14 protein-coding genes are annotated in these 17,347 nt (G+C 52.3%); 10 read left to right on the forward strand and 4 right to left on the reverse strand.

All coding sequences use genetic code 11. The annotated features are described in order from the left end of the window. Positions 1-190 precede the first annotated feature (190 nt). The 3 genes from AC6I7T_RS04790 to AC6I7T_RS04800 are packed head-to-tail and all read right to left on the reverse strand — an operon-like array spanning position 191 to position 8,234. Complete coding sequence (locus AC6I7T_RS04790; protein WP_497792177.1) at positions 191-4,339, reverse strand: translocation/assembly module TamB domain-containing protein; 4,149 nt, start codon at positions 4,337-4,339, stop codon at positions 191-193. Then, on the reverse strand, positions 4,336-5,100 hold the full coding sequence (locus tag AC6I7T_RS04795) for a peptidylprolyl isomerase (RefSeq protein ID WP_497792179.1): 765 nt from the start codon (positions 5,098-5,100) through the stop codon (positions 4,336-4,338). Before AC6I7T_RS04795 ends, AC6I7T_RS04790 begins: the two co-directional genes overlap by 4 nt. Further along, positions 5,100-8,234: a BamA/OMP85 family outer membrane protein gene (locus tag AC6I7T_RS04800; RefSeq protein WP_497792180.1), complete on the reverse strand. Its 3,135-nt coding sequence runs from the start codon at positions 8,232-8,234 to the stop codon at positions 5,100-5,102. Before AC6I7T_RS04800 ends, AC6I7T_RS04795 begins: the two co-directional genes overlap by 1 nt. Before the next feature lie 225 nt (positions 8,235-8,459). Between AC6I7T_RS04800 and AC6I7T_RS04805 the strand changes: the two genes are divergently transcribed. Both AC6I7T_RS04805 and AC6I7T_RS04810 read left to right on the forward strand, forming a co-directional pair. Beyond that, entirely contained in the window at positions 8,460-9,500 is a 1,041-nt protein-coding gene (locus AC6I7T_RS04805) for a ThiF family adenylyltransferase (protein ID WP_497792181.1), read from the forward strand. A gap of 286 nt (positions 9,501-9,786) precedes the next feature. Continuing rightward, positions 9,787-10,494: an RNA polymerase sigma factor gene (locus AC6I7T_RS04810; protein ID WP_497792182.1), complete on the forward strand. Its 708-nt coding sequence runs from the start codon at positions 9,787-9,789 to the stop codon at positions 10,492-10,494. 59 nt (positions 10,495-10,553) lie between these two features. On the opposite strand, the gene AC6I7T_RS04815 is transcribed toward AC6I7T_RS04810, so the two are convergent. Beyond that, entirely contained in the window at positions 10,554-10,964 is a 411-nt protein-coding gene (locus AC6I7T_RS04815) for a hypothetical protein (protein ID WP_497792183.1), read from the reverse strand. A 52-nt stretch (positions 10,965-11,016) separates the two neighbouring features. Between AC6I7T_RS04815 and AC6I7T_RS04820 the strand changes: the two genes are divergently transcribed. The 8 genes from AC6I7T_RS04820 to AC6I7T_RS04855 all read left to right on the forward strand — a co-directional run bounded on the left by AC6I7T_RS04820 (position 11,017) and on the right by AC6I7T_RS04855 (position 17,268). After that, positions 11,017-11,562 (forward strand): shikimate kinase, encoded by a 546-nt coding sequence (locus tag AC6I7T_RS04820; RefSeq protein ID WP_497792184.1) that lies wholly within the window; start codon positions 11,017-11,019, stop codon positions 11,560-11,562. Further along, positions 11,559-12,632, forward strand: a complete 1,074-nt coding sequence (locus AC6I7T_RS04825; protein ID WP_497792185.1) for an AI-2E family transporter — start codon at positions 11,559-11,561, stop codon at positions 12,630-12,632. The genes AC6I7T_RS04820 and AC6I7T_RS04825 overlap by 4 nt, the downstream gene beginning before the upstream one ends. 203 nt (positions 12,633-12,835) lie before the next feature. Further along, positions 12,836-13,795 (forward strand): heme o synthase, encoded by a 960-nt coding sequence (gene cyoE / locus AC6I7T_RS04830; protein WP_497792186.1) that lies wholly within the window; start codon positions 12,836-12,838, stop codon positions 13,793-13,795. 6 nt (positions 13,796-13,801) lie between these two features. Continuing rightward, entirely contained in the window at positions 13,802-14,812 is a 1,011-nt protein-coding gene (locus AC6I7T_RS04835; protein ID WP_497792187.1) for an ABC transporter ATP-binding protein, read from the forward strand. A 2-nt stretch (positions 14,813-14,814) separates the two neighbouring features. After that, a complete protein-coding gene (locus tag AC6I7T_RS04840) occupies positions 14,815-15,651 on the forward strand; it encodes an ABC transporter permease (RefSeq protein WP_497792188.1) in 837 nt (278 codons plus the stop codon). 183 nt (positions 15,652-15,834) lie between these two features. Then, positions 15,835-16,377 (forward strand): DUF420 domain-containing protein, encoded by a 543-nt coding sequence (locus AC6I7T_RS04845; RefSeq protein ID WP_497792189.1) that lies wholly within the window; start codon positions 15,835-15,837, stop codon positions 16,375-16,377. 9 nt (positions 16,378-16,386) lie between these two features. Beyond that, positions 16,387-16,674 carry a hypothetical protein gene (locus tag AC6I7T_RS04850; protein ID WP_497792190.1) on the forward strand — a complete coding sequence of 96 codons (288 nt, stop codon included), beginning with the start codon at positions 16,387-16,389 and terminating at the stop codon, positions 16,672-16,674. Positions 16,675-16,788: 114 nt separating this feature from the next. Beyond that, complete coding sequence (locus AC6I7T_RS04855) at positions 16,789-17,268, forward strand: single-stranded DNA-binding protein (protein ID WP_497792191.1); 480 nt, start codon at positions 16,789-16,791, stop codon at positions 17,266-17,268. Positions 17,269-17,347 lie beyond the last annotated feature (79 nt).

A 17,347-nucleotide genomic window follows, 5' to 3' on the forward strand; every position in this document is an offset into this window, starting at 1 on the left:
CCTCCTTCGGCCCTGCACCGACTCAGGCCGACCCGCATATTTAGAAACGCACATCCCCCTCAATTAGTTGCAAAAATAAGAAGCTTTCGATGCATGAACATTAAGTGTTTTCTCCGTCTATTCTTCATCTATTGAAGAGACGCCGCTGCCACGAAGAGGTAATCGCAGTCAGGCCCAACTTTACAGGATGCTACCGATAACGGCGATGGACCCTTAAGACCATGGAAAACACCCCGGATTCATCTCGCACCGCCAGCAAGGAGACAGTCCGAGTCAACGCAACTTCCGCCTGAATAAGCTGTTGGGCGGTTGAGTTTACATTCGTTGCGTAAGTGAGGGTGACATGCTTTGAAACCTGCTGTTCGACAGAAATACGAGCACTCGAGTTCCCCAGGGAGCCGACAAATGTAGGATCGATCTTTACACTTCCGCCGCCAAAAAGTTTTTGGACGCGGCTGGACACGGTAGCATTCAAGGCCCCGCTCAGGAGTGCATCTGTCGTGTTATTTGCGCCGACCTGCTGCTGTTGCTGGTATCTCCGCTGCTCGTCCTGGGTACGACCAATCGCCAGCAATGCAATTACATCCGCCTGGGGCAACGGAGGCTCGGAACGGTAACTAAAATTCAGCTTATTTGGGGTGCCATGCACGCCGATGATAATGTCATAGGTTTCCACCCGGGCGGCCGCATTGATATCGATGTTCGGTTCAATCCGAACGGGGTTGGTAAAGAAAATCTCTCCGTGCTGAAGCTGATATTGAGTTCCAGCAAAAACGGCGCTGCCCTCGGTAATTGCGATACGCCCCAAAACACTAGGAGTAGCCAGGGTACCCCTGATGCGAAGGTCTACATCGCCAGCCAGCTTTGCAAAAGAATTCTGGAAATTGAGAGCAGGCGCGGAGGTAATCCGAACATCCAAGCGCACACGATTCTCGGGAGCATTCGGATTCGGCACAGGAGAAAGGCTATTCCCTGCACCAGCAAAGGCAGCCAGATCAAGGTTCGGATTTAGGGCGAAACGCGTGATCAGCACATTGCCGCTCAAGACCAGGCTGTTCTTTGAACCCTGCAACCGGAGATTGGTATCGACAACAGAGCTGATTCCTTGGGGGTATCGAATACGGATATTCTTTCCGGTAGCAGTCAGATCCTCATAAAGTCCCGACTGGTAGGTGAAATACCCCTTGAGCGATACTTGGCCGCCACCGGTCATGGCAGTCAGGCTGCGTACCTCCAGGCGATCCTGGTTGAACTGCAAATAGCCATTCATCTGGCTAAGGCCGTTGGGAAAATTCCCAAAGGTGACCGAAGCATTTTTAAACTGGACGTTCCCGTGCAGATCCGGATGAGCAGTGGTTCCTGCGGCATCGAGATTAAAATCGACCACTCCAGAGGCAGTAAGGTCAGGATTAAAGGCCTGAGCTAACTGCATATTCACAGAACCCTTCATACGCAGGTTCAGATCGTGGCGATCAACTATTCCAACATTCCCGTCTCCGCGGATGTCCGTCCCATCGCCGGTAATGTGCAGAGGATCAAGATGAAGGACACCATCACGCAGCACCGCATGGACAGGGCCATCGCTCTTCAGCGACACCCCTTGCAGGGTCATGCCCAATTCATTAATTTTCGCCTCACCATTCATCTGGCGGGGATACTTCGCCGGACCGGCGACATACATCGAACCGGCTATAGCCGAATGGCCATGGATACTATCAACTCCGGCGATTTTCAAAAGGGAGTCGATATCGAGTTGGGTAAAGCTCAGATTCGCCTGAGTTGGATAATTCCCCTGCAAATCCGTCTGCCCATTGATATCCAGGTGAGCAGCCTTCAATCCCGAAGTAACTCGATAAAAGAGCCTCCTCTGCTGTGTATGGGCATCCATGTTCACGTTGCCCAAAGCCTCGTCTCCAACGGTAAAGTTCACCAGATGGGCCTGGGCAGTCATCGAGGGCTCCTGGAGCGTTCCCTTCCCTTGCACCTGAAAATTGAGACGGCCGGCAAGCCGGTATTTGGAATTCTGAATCCGCTGGAAGTGGGCTAGTTCAAAACCGCTGCCTGTAGCCTCGACGTGGAAGGCCTTGGAGCGGAAGTTGTAACCGCCATTTCCCTGAATCTGCCCGCCATTCTGCAGAAGAGTCAGCTTGGAAAGGCCAATCTCCTCACCTGAAAAAACAATATCGCTAGCTACGCTACGATAAGACTCCCCGTAGATCTGCCCGCCCTGTACCGAGACATGCCCACCGCCAGAAAGATTATTCAACTGTCCAACGACGCGGCTGTTCAAGGTAATCGTCCCTGTCACGGGAAGATCCTGTCCGGCAATCGCCAGCACATCCGAAACAGAGGCATTTTGGATTTGAACGTTCGCATTGATCCCGGAAAACTCGTCGAAATGGCTTGTGCGGGCATCAAGCCAATGCGATAACAACTGCCCTGAAAGATGAACCACCGATTTGCCGCGATTTACCGTAGCTTGCTGCACGGTGATTGCACGAGCAGAGTATTCGGCATTTGCATCCAGATGATCCCACTGCAAGGACGTAATGGCTGGGACCTGCTGAGAAGGCTGACCACCAGGAGATGGCCCGCGCTGAAACAAGGTCTGGAAGTTCGATACCTGCAAGTTCCCTTTGATATCCGGATCTCGCAAAGACTGCGTAAATGTACCGTGAAATTCCGCCTGCCCCTGTAGTCGTACCGGCAGAGCCGATGAGCCATGCTTCTCGCCGGAATTAAGACCCAGCATGGAAAGAGTCTTGTCAAACTCCGAAAGATTCGAGGTGGTAAGATCGACCCTCGTTTGTGAGGGCCGACTGATCGGGAAGACTCCGAGACCTCCAGTCACCGTAATCTTGCTGGCGGGCGTCTGGAGATCGACGGTACGAATCTTCACCGTACCCTCGCGGTTGTCGTATAGAGCTTCGGCAATGCCGGAGAGCGGGACCTCGCCGGCAGGAGTGTGCGCCAAAGGCGTAAACCGGAGATTCCCATCGACAGTCAGATACTTCGACCGTCCCGTCCAATCGACGTTTGCTGGACCAGATACCGATGTTTCGAATCCAATGTCCTGATATCCCGGGTCGGCAACGGCGAACATGATGGTGCTCAAGGGAACGCTGTTGAGCGTTGCACGAATAATCGCCTGCTCCCGAATCCTCTTTTCGCCCTTTGCCTCAGCTTTCCCCTCCAATTCCGGAGTCGCAGTAAGCCAGTTGATCAGGCGAAAGTATCCATCCACATGTCCCGTGGGCTGAAGATCTGCACGGACACCCGCCACAGTCAGTTCGTCCTGGGTAGCACGAACCTTCATCCTGGCATTCACCCGCTGAAGATTTACGTCTTTGGTGTGATAAGTCGTCGATTTAGCTTTCACGTCCCCGGAAACATCCCACTTCCCGTCGGAACTGCCGCTTCCCTTCAGGCTCAGCTCGACAGTACCACCCTCCAGGCCCTCAACTTCAGTCAAATCATCCAGCTCTCGAATATCAAGGTTGCCGGAAGAGACGAATTGCCAGCTCGGGCGCTTGAAATCATTGAGTGCTCCAGCAGCAACGAGAGAGGTGCCTTTACTCGTGAGGCGGAAAGACTTCAGGGCAATATCGTTTCTGGCCATCTCGAGATTCATCTCAAGATGACTATGTACGGCGGCTCTTTTAGCGCGCTGGGTTACCAGATCGGAGATTGCAAGACTCCCGATATAGCTGTCCGTCTGCTGAGCCCCTGGCTTATAAGCAATCAGAACCTTTAGGTCTTCACCCGCAAGATTGAAGGGGATTTCTCTCTGGTTCAAAAGTACAAGACCGTTGTCGATTGCAACCTTGTCCACAGCCAGATCAAAGAGCCTGTCCTTCAGAGGTCTTCCATTCCGCTCTTCCTTTGGCCTTGGTTGATTGGTTGTCCCATCCGGGTAGACGATCAGGTGAAAGACCGGGTGCTGGACCTCCAACAGATTCAATCCAATCTTGGGAGACAAAAATGCGATGATCTTGGCCCTTGCCCGCAGATTATCAATGTGCAGATAAGGGACTTCGGTGGCAGCCTCAAGTCCATGAATCGTAAGTCCCTGGATTTCTACTTCCAGATGAAGCAAACGCCAGCGAAACCCCTGCAGCTCAACACGCCCGCCCGTAGCCTGCTCCGCTGCAGCAATTACATATCGCCTCACTTTGTTCTGGAATTGAGGAGTATTTGCATACCAGGAAAGAAAGCCGCAGCAGATCAGGAAAATCCCCAGAACAGAAAGCAGGACAATTCCCGAATGTTTCCATCGAAGGATCTTTTTAGGCGGAGCAGTAACTGTCTCCGATTGCTGCTGGCTTGGCTGAATGCTCACGCGCCTTCTCCCTCTTCTTCATCAGGAGAAGCGAGGCTCTGGAATTCGGGATCAAGAATCTCCACCCCACCACGCTGGCGCAGGCTTTTCAACCAGTCCTGCAAAAGCTCATTTACTTTCTGCTGCAAAAGAATTTCTTCTACGCGACTACTGATCGTGCTCAACTCCGGAGGACGGACCTTCTCCTTATCGAATTGAGGAACAAGTATCTCGCGATAGTATTTCTCGATATCTTCCTTCGGAATCTTGATTCCGGTACGGAAACGATCCTCAATAAAGGTAAGGATCTCCAGCCGTTGCTGCCAGTGCTCCTTTACTTGGTCCACAGTGAAATGATTATCGCGAAGGAAGGCCTGCCACCCGGCCTCCGTCTGGCATTGGTAATGCGCACATGCAGGAATTTGCCGGCGCATCTCCGTAATTCGCTGCATAATCTCAGATTCTTTGGGATGCAGATTCTGCATATTCATCTCGTGAATCTGCTGCAGAATCAGAGTGCGATTTACGAGACGACGCAACGCCCTTGCTCTGTCATTTTGTCCCGGCGGAACAGTATAGGGCTGTAGAACAGCATAGTGCATCTCTTCTTCCAGATCGCTTTCGAGCAGAACCTCTCCATTAATAACAGCGATCACTCGATCCAGGAGGGCAGGCTGCGCCCCCTGAGGGGAAGCCTGTGCTTTCGAAAACGGGACAGCATATGCTCCCAAGGCAATCAGCATGGTGAGCAATACGCCGGTCTGTTGGAAAAGATGTTTCACTAAAAGCTCTGCCCCAAGCTAAAGAAGAAGTTGAAGTGATCTGACTGGCCAACATGCTTTGTAGACTTACTGCTGGTGAGATCGTAAATCACAGGATAGATGGGAGGATTCAGGTTATAGCTAAAGTCCATACGGACAGGCCCGATGGGTGTGTGATATCTCAGGCCCAATCCTGCAGCATGGGAGAAGTAATTGAAGCTGCAAGGACCTTCATAGCCAGTCGAAGTACTCTTCCCTTTGACCGTGTCGCTCAGATCTTTGCATGTATCGCGATGCGGTTGCTGAAATCTCAGCAAGCTGCTCCAAACATCCCGCGAATTGTGAAACACGTTCCCCATATCCTCGAACATGACAAAGCTCAAGCTATTCCCGAAGAATGGCAATGTGGGAGGAGGCAACCGGAATTCCGTACTGTTCACAAAAGCTCCAGCACCGCCGACAGGATATCCGGTTTCAGGATCGCGCGGTCCTGCAGAGTTAATCGGGAAACCGCGATGAGAGTTTCCTCCTCCGGCATAGAGACGTTCCGGCAAAGGTATCAGCATCTGCTCATCGGCACCATAGGACCGCTCGTAGCCAAACCGGGTACTGCGCGCTAGCACCCAGGGAGTTTTTCCGAAAGAATGATAGCTGGAGTTCGTCAGATCCACCCGATTGAAGTTTGCCTCAGAGGCAAATTTTGAAGACGAGAGAAAGTCCTGAAAAGAACTGTAGGTTCCCCGATGAGCATCGAGAGGAGCATCCCGGGTGTCGCGAATCCAGCTGAAACCAGGCCCACCTACTCGGACAGGTGCGGAGAGCAACGGTATCTGGCTGATTGAAACCTGAATATCGCTAACCTCAACACGCCGGTACGAATATTGGTAGATGAGAGTATTCGCTTTGTTCAGCAACGAACCTGGATCGAGAAAATGCTGAGTAACACGGACAGAGGCCTCCAGCCTGGAGGAAGCGTACGTGGTTACATCCTGGCTATTGTTGTACCCGCCGGAAATTGTGAGTCCGTAATTGTAACCACCAAAGAGGCGCGGAGCCTGATAGATGAGGTTTACCCGTTGTTCGAGCAAGCCATAGGTGGAACGAAAAGTAAGGGACTGGTCCCGGCCACCCAGATTCGATCGCGTCACGTCAAAGAGAACTCGCGGGCTGGCACCGACACCACCGTTGGGATTGCAGCGATAGGTATTTCCGAAAAGCTGCTGAATAATAGCTTTGTTTTGCTCACTGCAATTGATCTGTGGAGTCCCGGTCTGCGCCTCGAAACCAAAACCGTAACTCAGATCCCAGCGGCGAGCTTCAGACAGCTGCAGGAGCACATTTTTTCGCTGTAAATCTCCAGTGGGATCCTGGATAGCCGTGTTTACTTCATTGAACAGTGCCAGATCATATAGATTCCTCTGGGTGTTCAGCAAAGCGGTTTCGTTCAGAGGATCTCCGGGATGAAGCGCCAGTTCTCTTCGGATGGTCGAAGGACGCGTGTAGTGTCGTCCGGAAATCAGGACATTACGGACGAATGTCTGGTCTCCTTCTGAAATGTTCAAAGAGACATTTACCAGACGGGAATTCGCCTGATCCGTTGCCTGCTCCACATTTACCTGAGCTTTGGTAAATCCCTTGCTCAGGTAGTAGGTCAGAACAGCATCGCGATCTCCGAGAAGAGCCGTAGGAGAATAGGGCTGCCCTACCTCCGAGTTCATCAAGGGCCGTAGCTCGGCAACCGAAATCTTGTTGATTCCAGAAATATTAATTTTGCCAATCCGCTGCTGCGAACCTTCTTTTATTACATACTCCAACTGCAGGTGCGCTGTTCCCTTTTTGCCTCGCATCTGCTCGTCGGTGTCCTTGATGACGGGATCGACGCTAATGTTCGAGAAGCCGTTGTTCTGATAAATGGCCTTAATGCTATCGACATCGGTATTTACAAGAGCCTGGCTAAATACTCCGTGATGATCCAAAAGATCGGCTTCATGAACCGAAAGATGATCGGTAAGAGTATCGGTATCAAAATACTGATTACCGGTAATGCGAACGGAATCGACACGGTGCACAGGACCAAGATTCACATTAAAGATGATCTTCGTTTCTTTTTGCGAAACCTGATCCTCCTGGTGTGAGACCTTGACATCGAAATAGCCGAGACGCTGATAGTAATTGCGTAAGTTACGATCGCTCTCGTTCAGAAGATCTTCATCGACAGCGCCTTCTTCATATACGGGAATCAACTTCTTCATCTTCCCGCGAGAGAGGGTCGCCCCCTGGATCACAACGTTTACCAATGGCCCTTGGCTAGCCTGGAAGTCATAATCCAAACGATTTTCAGGTTGGCGATATTTAGTGGAATGGAGGTTCACATTAGCCTCCAGGAGCCCCTTCTTCTGGTAGTTTCTCCGCAAGCCGCTCAGGGCGCGAGAGGTAGTATCGTGATCGATCTTCCCCCCTTTTTTCAGTTTGGCTTTTTTGCGAAAGGTGGAGAGAGATAATCCGCTATCGCCATCAACGGTCACATTCCCGATTCGTGTCTGCTTGCCGAGAACAACCGTATAGGTGATGTGGATCTGCTGATGCTCATCCTGCCGTTCTGTCCGGCCAAATGTCGCCTGGTAGTAACCATTCTCCTCGAGCGTCTGGTGAATGTAATGGTCTGCCTCGGTCAACCTCGCTTGCGAAAACCTCGTTCCCGGGCTTAAGCGGGTAGCGCGAGTCAGATGGGTGGTTAACAAGTCGCTCTTTACTCCAAGCACATCCACCGTTCCAACGAAAGTTCGTGGCTGGCCGGCAAGCACAATCGAGACAGAATCCCCGGTACGGGTTCCTTCGATCTGGATACTTTGGTAAAGACCCGTTGCATAGAGACGGCGAAGAGTCTCTCGCACTGGTTCGGAATCTAGTTTGTCTCCAACCCGAAGCGGAACCTGGGAGGGCAGAGGGTCAAGCTCCCGAGCAGAGACACCACGATATTCGATCTTGGCAATCTTCAATCCCTCCCAGGCACGGAGAACATTGGTGCTCGTATTAGAGACGGAAACAGCAGCAGGCTGGCTTGACACCGGGCGGGCATCCTCAAGTACAGCACCACCGGCACCTTGTGCAGGCTGAGAAGAATTTAGTGCGGGCGGCAGTCCGGACGGAGACATATTGGGATCCTGAGCCTGGCCAAACGTACCCGATGTCAGGGAAAAGCAAATTCCCAGAAAAAAAGTACGGTGCAGCCGTAGCAACCGAATTCCAAACAAGCGCACTTCGTCCCCTTACTGCAACAAAATCTTTGAAATCAGATGCATCTGACGACAATAAAAGAGTATTTCATTCCTCGCCATCAAATGGCACATCCCATTCCCCTTCTATACTAATGAGAAACAATGACCTCACTCCAATCAGAGACAGCATTCGATAGAGAACGATACTCAAGACAGGTACTCTACCGGGGAATCGGAGAAGAGGGGCAGCTGAGGATTCGTAAATCTCATGTCGCCCTGGTTGGCTGTGGGGCAACAGGCGCCGCGGCAGCTACACTTCTCGCTCGAGCGGGAATCGGTAAGCTGACACTGATTGACCGGGACTACGTCGAACCAAGTAATCTGCAGCGACAGGTCTTGTTCGATGAAGCGGATGCAGCAGAAGCTCTGCCCAAAGCTGAAGCGTCCCGGCGGAAGATCGCGCTTTTCAATAGTGAAATTGCCGTCGAGGCACACGTCGCCGATTTGGTTCCGGATAATATCCAGGAACTGCTGGCAGATGCGGATTTGGTTCTGGATGCCACTGATAATTTCGAAACCCGCTACCTGATCAACGACTTTGCCGTGGAACAGAACCGTCCCTGGATCTACGCCGGAGCGGTAGGGGCGTACGCCGTATCCATGAACATCCTGCCGGGAGAAACAGCGTGTCTGGCGTGCATCTTTCCCAAACCACCTTCGGGTCCAACCGAGACCTGCGAAACCGCCGGCATCCTGAATACAGCCGTGAATCTGGCCGCCTCAATCGAGGTAACCGAAGCGCTTAAGTACCTGGTCGGGGCCAAAGAGCAGATGAGAAGATCTCTGATTTCCCATGATCTCTGGCAAAACGAGCGTTCCGAGGTCTCGACAGCTAAGCCCAGACAGGGCTGTACCGTATGCGACCAGCATGACTTCACCCACCTGAGGGGAGAGGGGCGTCCACATATCACCTTGTGTGGACGAAATTCCGTCCAAATTCACGAACATCATCGCCCGGTAAACTTTCAGGCCATGAAGGAGCGGCTCTCCTCTCACGGAAATGTCCGTTTCAATGATTTGCTTTTGCGCTTTGAATATGGGAATTATGTTCTTACCCTTTTCGCTGATGGGCGTGCAATCGTGCAAGGGACCACAGACACCATGGTCGCTCGCAGCCTCTACGCGCGCTTTATCGGATCGTAAAAATATTGTTTTCAATAGATGAGACGGGCTGCTGGAGCCGGGGAACAGGCTACAGCCAACCCCCGGTAGCCAGGAAGACTCTAAGTCTTTTAGAAACTAATTCACACGAGCAGTGAAAACGTAAAACTTTTTTCGGACCGCGGAGCCGAAAAGACTAGCTAATAACAGAGAAAAAGAACTATTCTCCGGAAGCTCAAATGAGGGACAACCAGCTTCCGGAGTCCGGGTTCAAACCCAGTAGGTCGGTAGTGCTTTTTGATTTTTTTTAGAAGAGAGATATGCTCGAATGGCTCTTAATACAAAGCGTGAAAAAGACTTGCCGGAAAGCGAGACGTATGCAGTTTCAGTGGCTCTTCACGAGGTGCCGGTGAGTACTTCGCAGCCAGATCCTTCCCATCAGCATTTACGCAGGAATCCACCCATTGCCGGCGAGGCAGAAGCTATCGAGCAGGCGCAGGGGGGTGACTCCATGGCCTTCGAGATGCTCTACTCGTTACACAAACGGCGTGTCTATTCCCTGTGTCTGCGCATGTTGGGCAATGTAGCCGAGGCAGAAGATCTGACTCAGGAAGCTTTCCTTCAGCTCTATCGAAAGATTGGAACCTTTCGAGGTGACTCCGCTTTTTCCACTTGGCTGCATAGACTGGCAGTCAATGTTGTACTTATGCATTTGCGTAAAAAGGGCCTTCCGCAGGTTTCCCTGGAAGAGACCCTTGAGCCCTCACAGGATGATGGCCCACGCAAAGACATCGGAGCACGAGATCTGACTCTGTCCGGATCAATTGATCGAGTCACACTGGAACGGGCAGTTGACAACCTGCCTCCCGGTTATCGTTTAGTATTCGTATTACACGATGTCGAGGGGTACGAGCATAATGAAATTGCAGAAATGCTGGATTGTTCCATCGGAAACAGCAAGTCTCAATTGCACAAGGCGCGTATGAAGCTCCGGGACTTACTACGGTCGGGGCAGAAGAGGGAGGCCGCGCTGTGAACTTAGTGGAGAGCCCGTTCGGCAATACGACAATGACGTGCGCGGAATTTCAAGAAAAGCTACCAGAGCTGTTCGAGTCCAATGTGGACTTGAGTAACGACGTTCATCTCAAAGAGTGCGACAACTGTGCTGCACTCGTTCGGGATCTGCAATATATTGCAGCCCAAGCCAAGATGCTGTTGCCCATTCACGCCCCCAGCCCGGCAGTATGGGATAACATCCAATCGGCCCTGAAAAGAGAGAGCAAAACCCTCTCCAAATAGAATTCCGGTGAAGTAGTCACAAGCCGGTCGCAAGATTGGCTGTCGTGGCGGTCTGATGGCCGCCACCATGATGAAGTCGTCCGAGAAATTGCCTTTGGCCGATCCCGAGTAGAACCCGCCCCCAAGTGATAAAAGCTTGCAGGTTTTCGCCCCTACTTGAATAAATGGATGGGAAGCCGCTGCAATCTGCCCTTTTGAGCCCGGCACCAGCTTTCTCCGTATAATGCAAACACGCATGAATGAAGAGGTTAGGCTTCCGGTGGAGATAAAGCGAATTGTGCTCTGCGGCTTTATGGGCGCGGGCAAAACGACGGCAGGAAGACTTCTGGCCGAACGCTTGGCATGGACTTTTCAGGATGTCGACGCCGTCATAGAACAAGAGTCGGGGCTAAAGATCGCCCAGATCTTTTCTCAATTCGGGGAACCGCATTTCCGCAAATTGGAACATGAAACCATCTGCCGTCTGCTCGAGCGGGAAAATACAGTTTTCGCCCTGGGAGGCGGTGCCATCGAACATCCCCAAACTCGGCAACGAATCCTGGCCCATCCTAATACCTTGTTTGTTCACCTTGGGGTAACCATGGAAACAGTTCTCTCACGCTGCAGTGGAACAGAGACAATCCGCCCTGTATTCAACGATCGTGAACGACTGCAAGTCCGTTATGACCAGCGGATACCACTCTATAGCCAGGCGCATCTCACTATTCCCACCGACGACATCTCAGCAGCAGAGGTTGCAAACCGCCTGATCGAGACAATGAAACATCTTCCTCAAGAAGGGACTTGCCCAAGGTCAGAACGATGAACGGAAACCCACCCGAAGTTCCTGCAGGCCGTACTCGCCGCGACGATATTGTTTTTACTTTTGGTCTGGCTTTTGCACTGTATCTGGCGTGGCTCCTCCGTGACGTATTGATTTTGATCTATGTCAGTGCCCTATTCGCCGTGGTCTTGATGCCTGTGCTGCGCGCGATTATGCGAATCAAAATCGGGAAATGGTCCCCCGGGCTTGGTGTCGCCATCATGGTGCTGTTTGTTGTTTCCGGTGCGGCTCTCACGCTGTTTTTCGTCTTTGCACTTCCCCCGGTCATAAGCGATCTTCAAGAATTCGTTCGTGAATTGCCCAGTCGGGGCCCACAGATAATATCCCGTCTGCAGAGCCTTCCCTTCGCCCAGAGGATGAACATCTCCGCAGTAAACGGCAAGATCCAGGACTTGCTTTCGAACTTCGCGACTTACCTTCTGGTTTCCGCCAAGGACTGGGTGGGGAAACTCTTTGACCTGATCATGGGCGTTGTCCTGACCGTCTATTTCTTGATGGAAGGAGAACCCACCTACCGTTGGCTCCTTAGCTTCTTCCCTGCCCGCACGCGTCCACGTCTGGACGAAACGTTGCAGCGCGCAGAAGTAAGAATGGGGAAATGGCTGCTAGGCCAACTCCTGCTGATGCTGATTCTCGGGGTCTCCAGCACCATAGTCTTTGTCTGTTTGAAAGTCCGCTATGCCTACGCTCTCGGCGTCATCATGGGTGTCTTTAACATCATCCCGATTGCCGGTGCTTTGATTTCCATGGCATTGGTCGTCCTGGCCGCAGCCATCGACTCCTGGGGAAGAGTTCTGGGTGTCATGATCTTTTATGTCATCTATGCCCAGGTGGAAACTTCCTATCTCACCCCACGCATTATGAAAACCAGCGTAGATCTGGCGGGTTTAGCCGTCATCGTGGCATTAATGCTGGGCTCGAAACTCGAAGGCATCCTGGGAGCGATGGTCTCCGTCCCAACAGCAGTTCTGATCGCCGTCCTGCTGGATGAATACATGGTCAAACGAAATTCACCTATTATTCAGACAGATAAACCCCTCGCAGAGGATTAACTACAAAGCCAACATGAAGGCCTAACTGTCTTTCCTTCGTGTAATTAAAGCCGAATCGTCTGCTCCGCCTCTGGAGTCAAAAAGACCAGAGTTGGTATCATTAAGGTTGATTCCATGCTTCCCCTTTTCCGTTTGGATCACAATTTAGTTCGTCAAGGATGGGCAGTTTGATTCCGGCCGCTGAGGTAGGAAAGCCCGTTCTCGTGCCCACGGTACAGTCCCAACCAGCACAGGGACTGCACGGGATACATGCCCCCGCAGCCGGGGCAACTGCATCCCTGATTGCAGACCTGCGGGAACTGTTCAAAGTCCGTGTTACCGCCATGGTCATCATCACCGGGTGGGCAGGCTTCTACTTGGGCTCAATGCGCTCGGGTATCAGCAGTGTCCAACGCGGACTCCTGGACACCTTGATCGGGATCGCACTGATCTCGGCAGGATCCGGAGCTCTGAACGAGGCACTTGAGCGCAAGTCCGATGCCAAAATGATTCGGACTGCGCAGCGACCTCTGGCCTCAGGCCGCATCAGCCTTCCATTGGGAATCACGCTCGGTATGGCTGCACTGGCACTGGGCGGATTCTGGCTCCTGCATACAAACCTGCTCACCGTAATTCTGGCGCTGTTGACGGCTTTTACCTACGTGGCCATCTACACACCGCTAAAGCGCCTCACCACCATGGCCACCTTCATCGGGGCATTCCCCGGAGCCATGGGGCCGATGTTGGGCTGGACAGGAGCGCGGGGTCAGATTGAATGGCCTGCAGTAGCGCTTTTTGCCATTCTCTTCGTCTGGCAGTTTCCCCATTTCATGGCAATCGCCTGGCTATATCGAGATGACTATGCCCGAGCCGGAATCCGGATGCTCCCTGTAGTACAGCCGGATGGGTGGTCAACGGTGCTCGAAGCACTCACGTACGCCATCTTGATGATTCCCGTCAGCCTGGCCCCGTGGTATCTACACCTGACCGGCTTGCCTTATGCCATAGCTGCCTTGATTCTGGGTATCTTTTACCTGGGTTACACCATTCGGTTTGCGCAAATCACACGGGCCAAAACGGAAACCGAGTCAAAGATGTATGCCCGTGATCTTTTGAAGGTCAGCGTGATTTACCTGCCTCTTCTGTTGACCATCATGATGTTGAATGCGGCAGGAAAGAGATAACTAACCATGGTTACCCTTAGTGAGCTTCCCCGATCAAGCGGATCTATGCCTTCGGTTTCTGGACAATTCCCTATCGAACTGGACAATCTAGTCCACAATTACGGCACACGTCTGGCGCTTGATCAATTAAGCTTCGCCGTCTCCCATGCCGAGATATTCGGTTTGTTGGGCCCCAACGGGAGCGGAAAAACGACGCTCTTCCGCATTCTCTCCACCTTAATGGTCCCTACCGGAGGCTCTGCACGAATTCAGGGCTTCGATGTCGCACGAGAAGCAAATCGCATCCGGCAACACACCGGTATCGTCTTTCAGGCCCGCAGTCTGGATATCAAATTGACTGTCGAAGAGAATCTTCGGCATCAGGGACACCTTTATGGATTAAGCGGCAGTCTTCTTAAGTCCAGAATCGCCGAGGTCCTTGGTCGTGTAGGCCTCAGAGACCGGGCCAAGGATTCCGTAGAAACCCTCTCGGGTGGCATGCAGCGGCGAGTTGAATTGGCTAAAGGGCTGATTCATTCTCCGAGTGTCCTGCTCCTTGACGAACCCTCCACCGGCCTCGATCCCGGAGCACGTCGGGACGTCTGGCAGTATCTGCGTATGCTGCGCGATGAAGAAGGGGTCACGATCCTGGTCACCACGCACTTGATGGAAGAGGCCGAACACTGCGACCGTCTGGCCATCCTGAATGAAGGCAAACTCGTCGCTTACGGTACGCCGCTGGAATTGAAGTCTCAAATAGGAGGCGATGTCATCCTCCTGGAAACTCGCTCTGAAGAAGCAGCCCAGGCACTAGCGGAACGCCTGACTTCCCGCTTCGGAGTTCAGCCCTCAGCTCTGGGATCGACCGTTCGTCTGGAGCAGAAGCAGGGACATCGTTTTGTAACCGATCTTGTCGAAGCCTTCCCTGGTGAGATCGAAGGGATCTCTGTTTCCAAGCCCAGCCTTGAAGATGTTTTTATCCGTCGGACTGGACACCGCTTCTGGACAGAACAAACGCAGGAAGAAGGGAAAAAGTAATCATGGCAACCGTGGCACAATCGGCTCGACCATCTCCGCGAATGAAGAACCTGCCACAGCCCGGGATACTGATCCCCTCGTATTCCTTGTGGTTGAGAGAAATCGTCCGCTTCTATCGTCAGAAAGCCAGAGTCGTGGGTGTGATTGCATCCCCCTTACTTTTCTGGGTTCTGCTCGGCTCCGGCTTTGCACATAGCTTCAGAACAGGAAGTAGTAGTGGTTCAGGTCAATATCTAGGCTTCTTCTTTCCTGGTTCTATTGCCATGATCGTGCTCTTCACCGCCATCTTCAGCATGATGTCGTTGATCCAGGATCGGAATGAGGGATTCCTGCTCTCTGTCCTGGCAGCACCTGTCAGCCGCTCGGCTATCGTGCTGGGGAAGGTCCTGGGAGGAGCCACGCTGGCAGCAATCCAGGGAATCATCTTCCTGGTCTTTGCTCCCTTCGTCGGGATTCATCCCACGATTGAATCGATAGGGCTGGCAATTCTTGTCACCGCTTTGATCAGTTTCGAACTCACAGCATTGGGATTCGCGATTGCCTGGCCAATGGACTCCCCGCAAGCTTTCCATGCCATAGTGAACATCATTCTTCTGCCTTTGTGGATGCTCTCGGGTTCACTCTTTCCGGTAAGCGGCGCATCCGGATGGCTGCGAATGATCATGTTGGCCAATCCATTGACCTATGGAGTCGAGGCCCTGCGCAACGCACTTTTCCCAACGGAAGCGACAGATTTTTCTTTAGCGGTCAATCTCTCCGTTACGGTTGGATTTTGTCTGCTTTGTTTTGTAGCATCCTGGGCAATTGTGAATCGCAGAACCAATAAACCAGCAGCTTAGAGCATTTCCCGAAAAGATGTAGACCGAAGCAATCGAAGTTGGCGCGGCTTTCCGCCAAAGACCCGGGGACCCTAGCGAACCTGCCTTTGGTTTGCTGGGGTGGAAAGAAAGCCGCTCTTCACCTTACTTGGAAAGTTCACAGTATTTCGGGAAATGCTTTAAGGATTTAAGGACCAAGAACGAATGACCGAAGCAATCGAATCCAATTCACGGCCTGCCGTAGTGGCAATCCTGGGCATCAGCCTGGCAGCAACAGCCTTCCTCTTCTGGCTGCTGTATGTGCATCATGCTCCCGATGCCTATGCCATGAAGCTGCGTTTTCTTCCCGACCTAAATGCCTTTCTGAACGGACTGAGCGCAACGGCGCTCTCCATTGGCTACGTCTTTATCCGCAACAGGAAGATTGCAGCCCATCGCGCATCCATGATGACTGCGTTTGTCTTTTCGTCTCTCTTTCTGGTCAGCTATATCGTGAACCATGCTTTGCACGGCGACACGATGTATCCGGGAAGCGGGACAATCAGGACGATCTACCTGGTGATCCTGGCAAGCCACATTCTGCTTTCTATCGTGGCTTTACCGATGGTATTGACAACGTTCTTCTTCTCTTTGAGCGGACGTTTCCCGCAACATCGGAAATTGGCCCGTTATACCTTTCCTATCTGGCTTTATGTCTCTGTCACAGGAGTGGTGGTACGGGCAATGCTCGCGGCAGCCTTACGATAGGAATTAAAGATGCCGGAGAAAGACAAAATTCAGCCTGCGACTTCCAACATGGACGATGGAACTTCGCAATTGCTCCGTTGGGGAGCTAGCATTCTGGTTACGGGCGGACTAGCGACACTTCTGACAAAGACAGTCTTTGGCGGAATCACGGCCGAGGGTCCGACCACCAATTCGGGATGGCTGGGATTGATCGTAGCGATGATGTGCTTGCCCTTTGGGACCATGCTTTTTCTGCTCGGAGTGGCAAAGTGGCTTCGAAACAGGCGTCTGGCGAAACATTCAGCCAGGCAATCCTGAACAGGAACCCTCTGAAACCACATCTTTCCACAGAATCAGCCGTCCTGGTTCCCTTACCCGACCCTATAGGGTCTGTTATCCTTTTCGTTTAGTTGGAGAAAAAATAGGAAAGCCATGGCAAAGAGTGTTAACAAAGTCATCCTGCTCGGAAATGTGGGCAAAGATCCTGAAATCAAGTTCCTTCCCAGCGGTCAAGCAGTAGCAAACTTCAGCATCGCCACCACCGAACGGTACAAAGACAAAGCTGGCGAATGGCAGGATAGGACCGAGTGGCACAACCTGGTCGCCTATGCGAAGTTGGCCGAAATCATTCGGGATTATGTAAAAAGAGGCAGCAAACTCTATGTCGAGGGCCGTCTGACCACTCGCTCCTGGGACGACAAGGATACCGGCAAGAAGGTTTATCGTACAGAAATTGTTCTCACCGATATTTCCCTGCTCTCCGGACGTGGTGAGGAAGCCAGCGGCGGCGGTAGTGGTAATTACTCCCGCTCCAATACCGCGTCATTCGACCAACGCCCAGCTCCAGCCGGTAACGGGGGCGACGAGTATGCCCAATCTGCCGAAATTACAGACGACGACATACCATTTTAGGTCGTACCTGCGAACCTTTTGTAAAGCTTTCCTCCGAGCGACCACGTTAGAAATACGCTTGGGGGAAAGCGCATCAATT

This window comes from Humiphilus diazotrophicus, assembly GCF_059726315.1.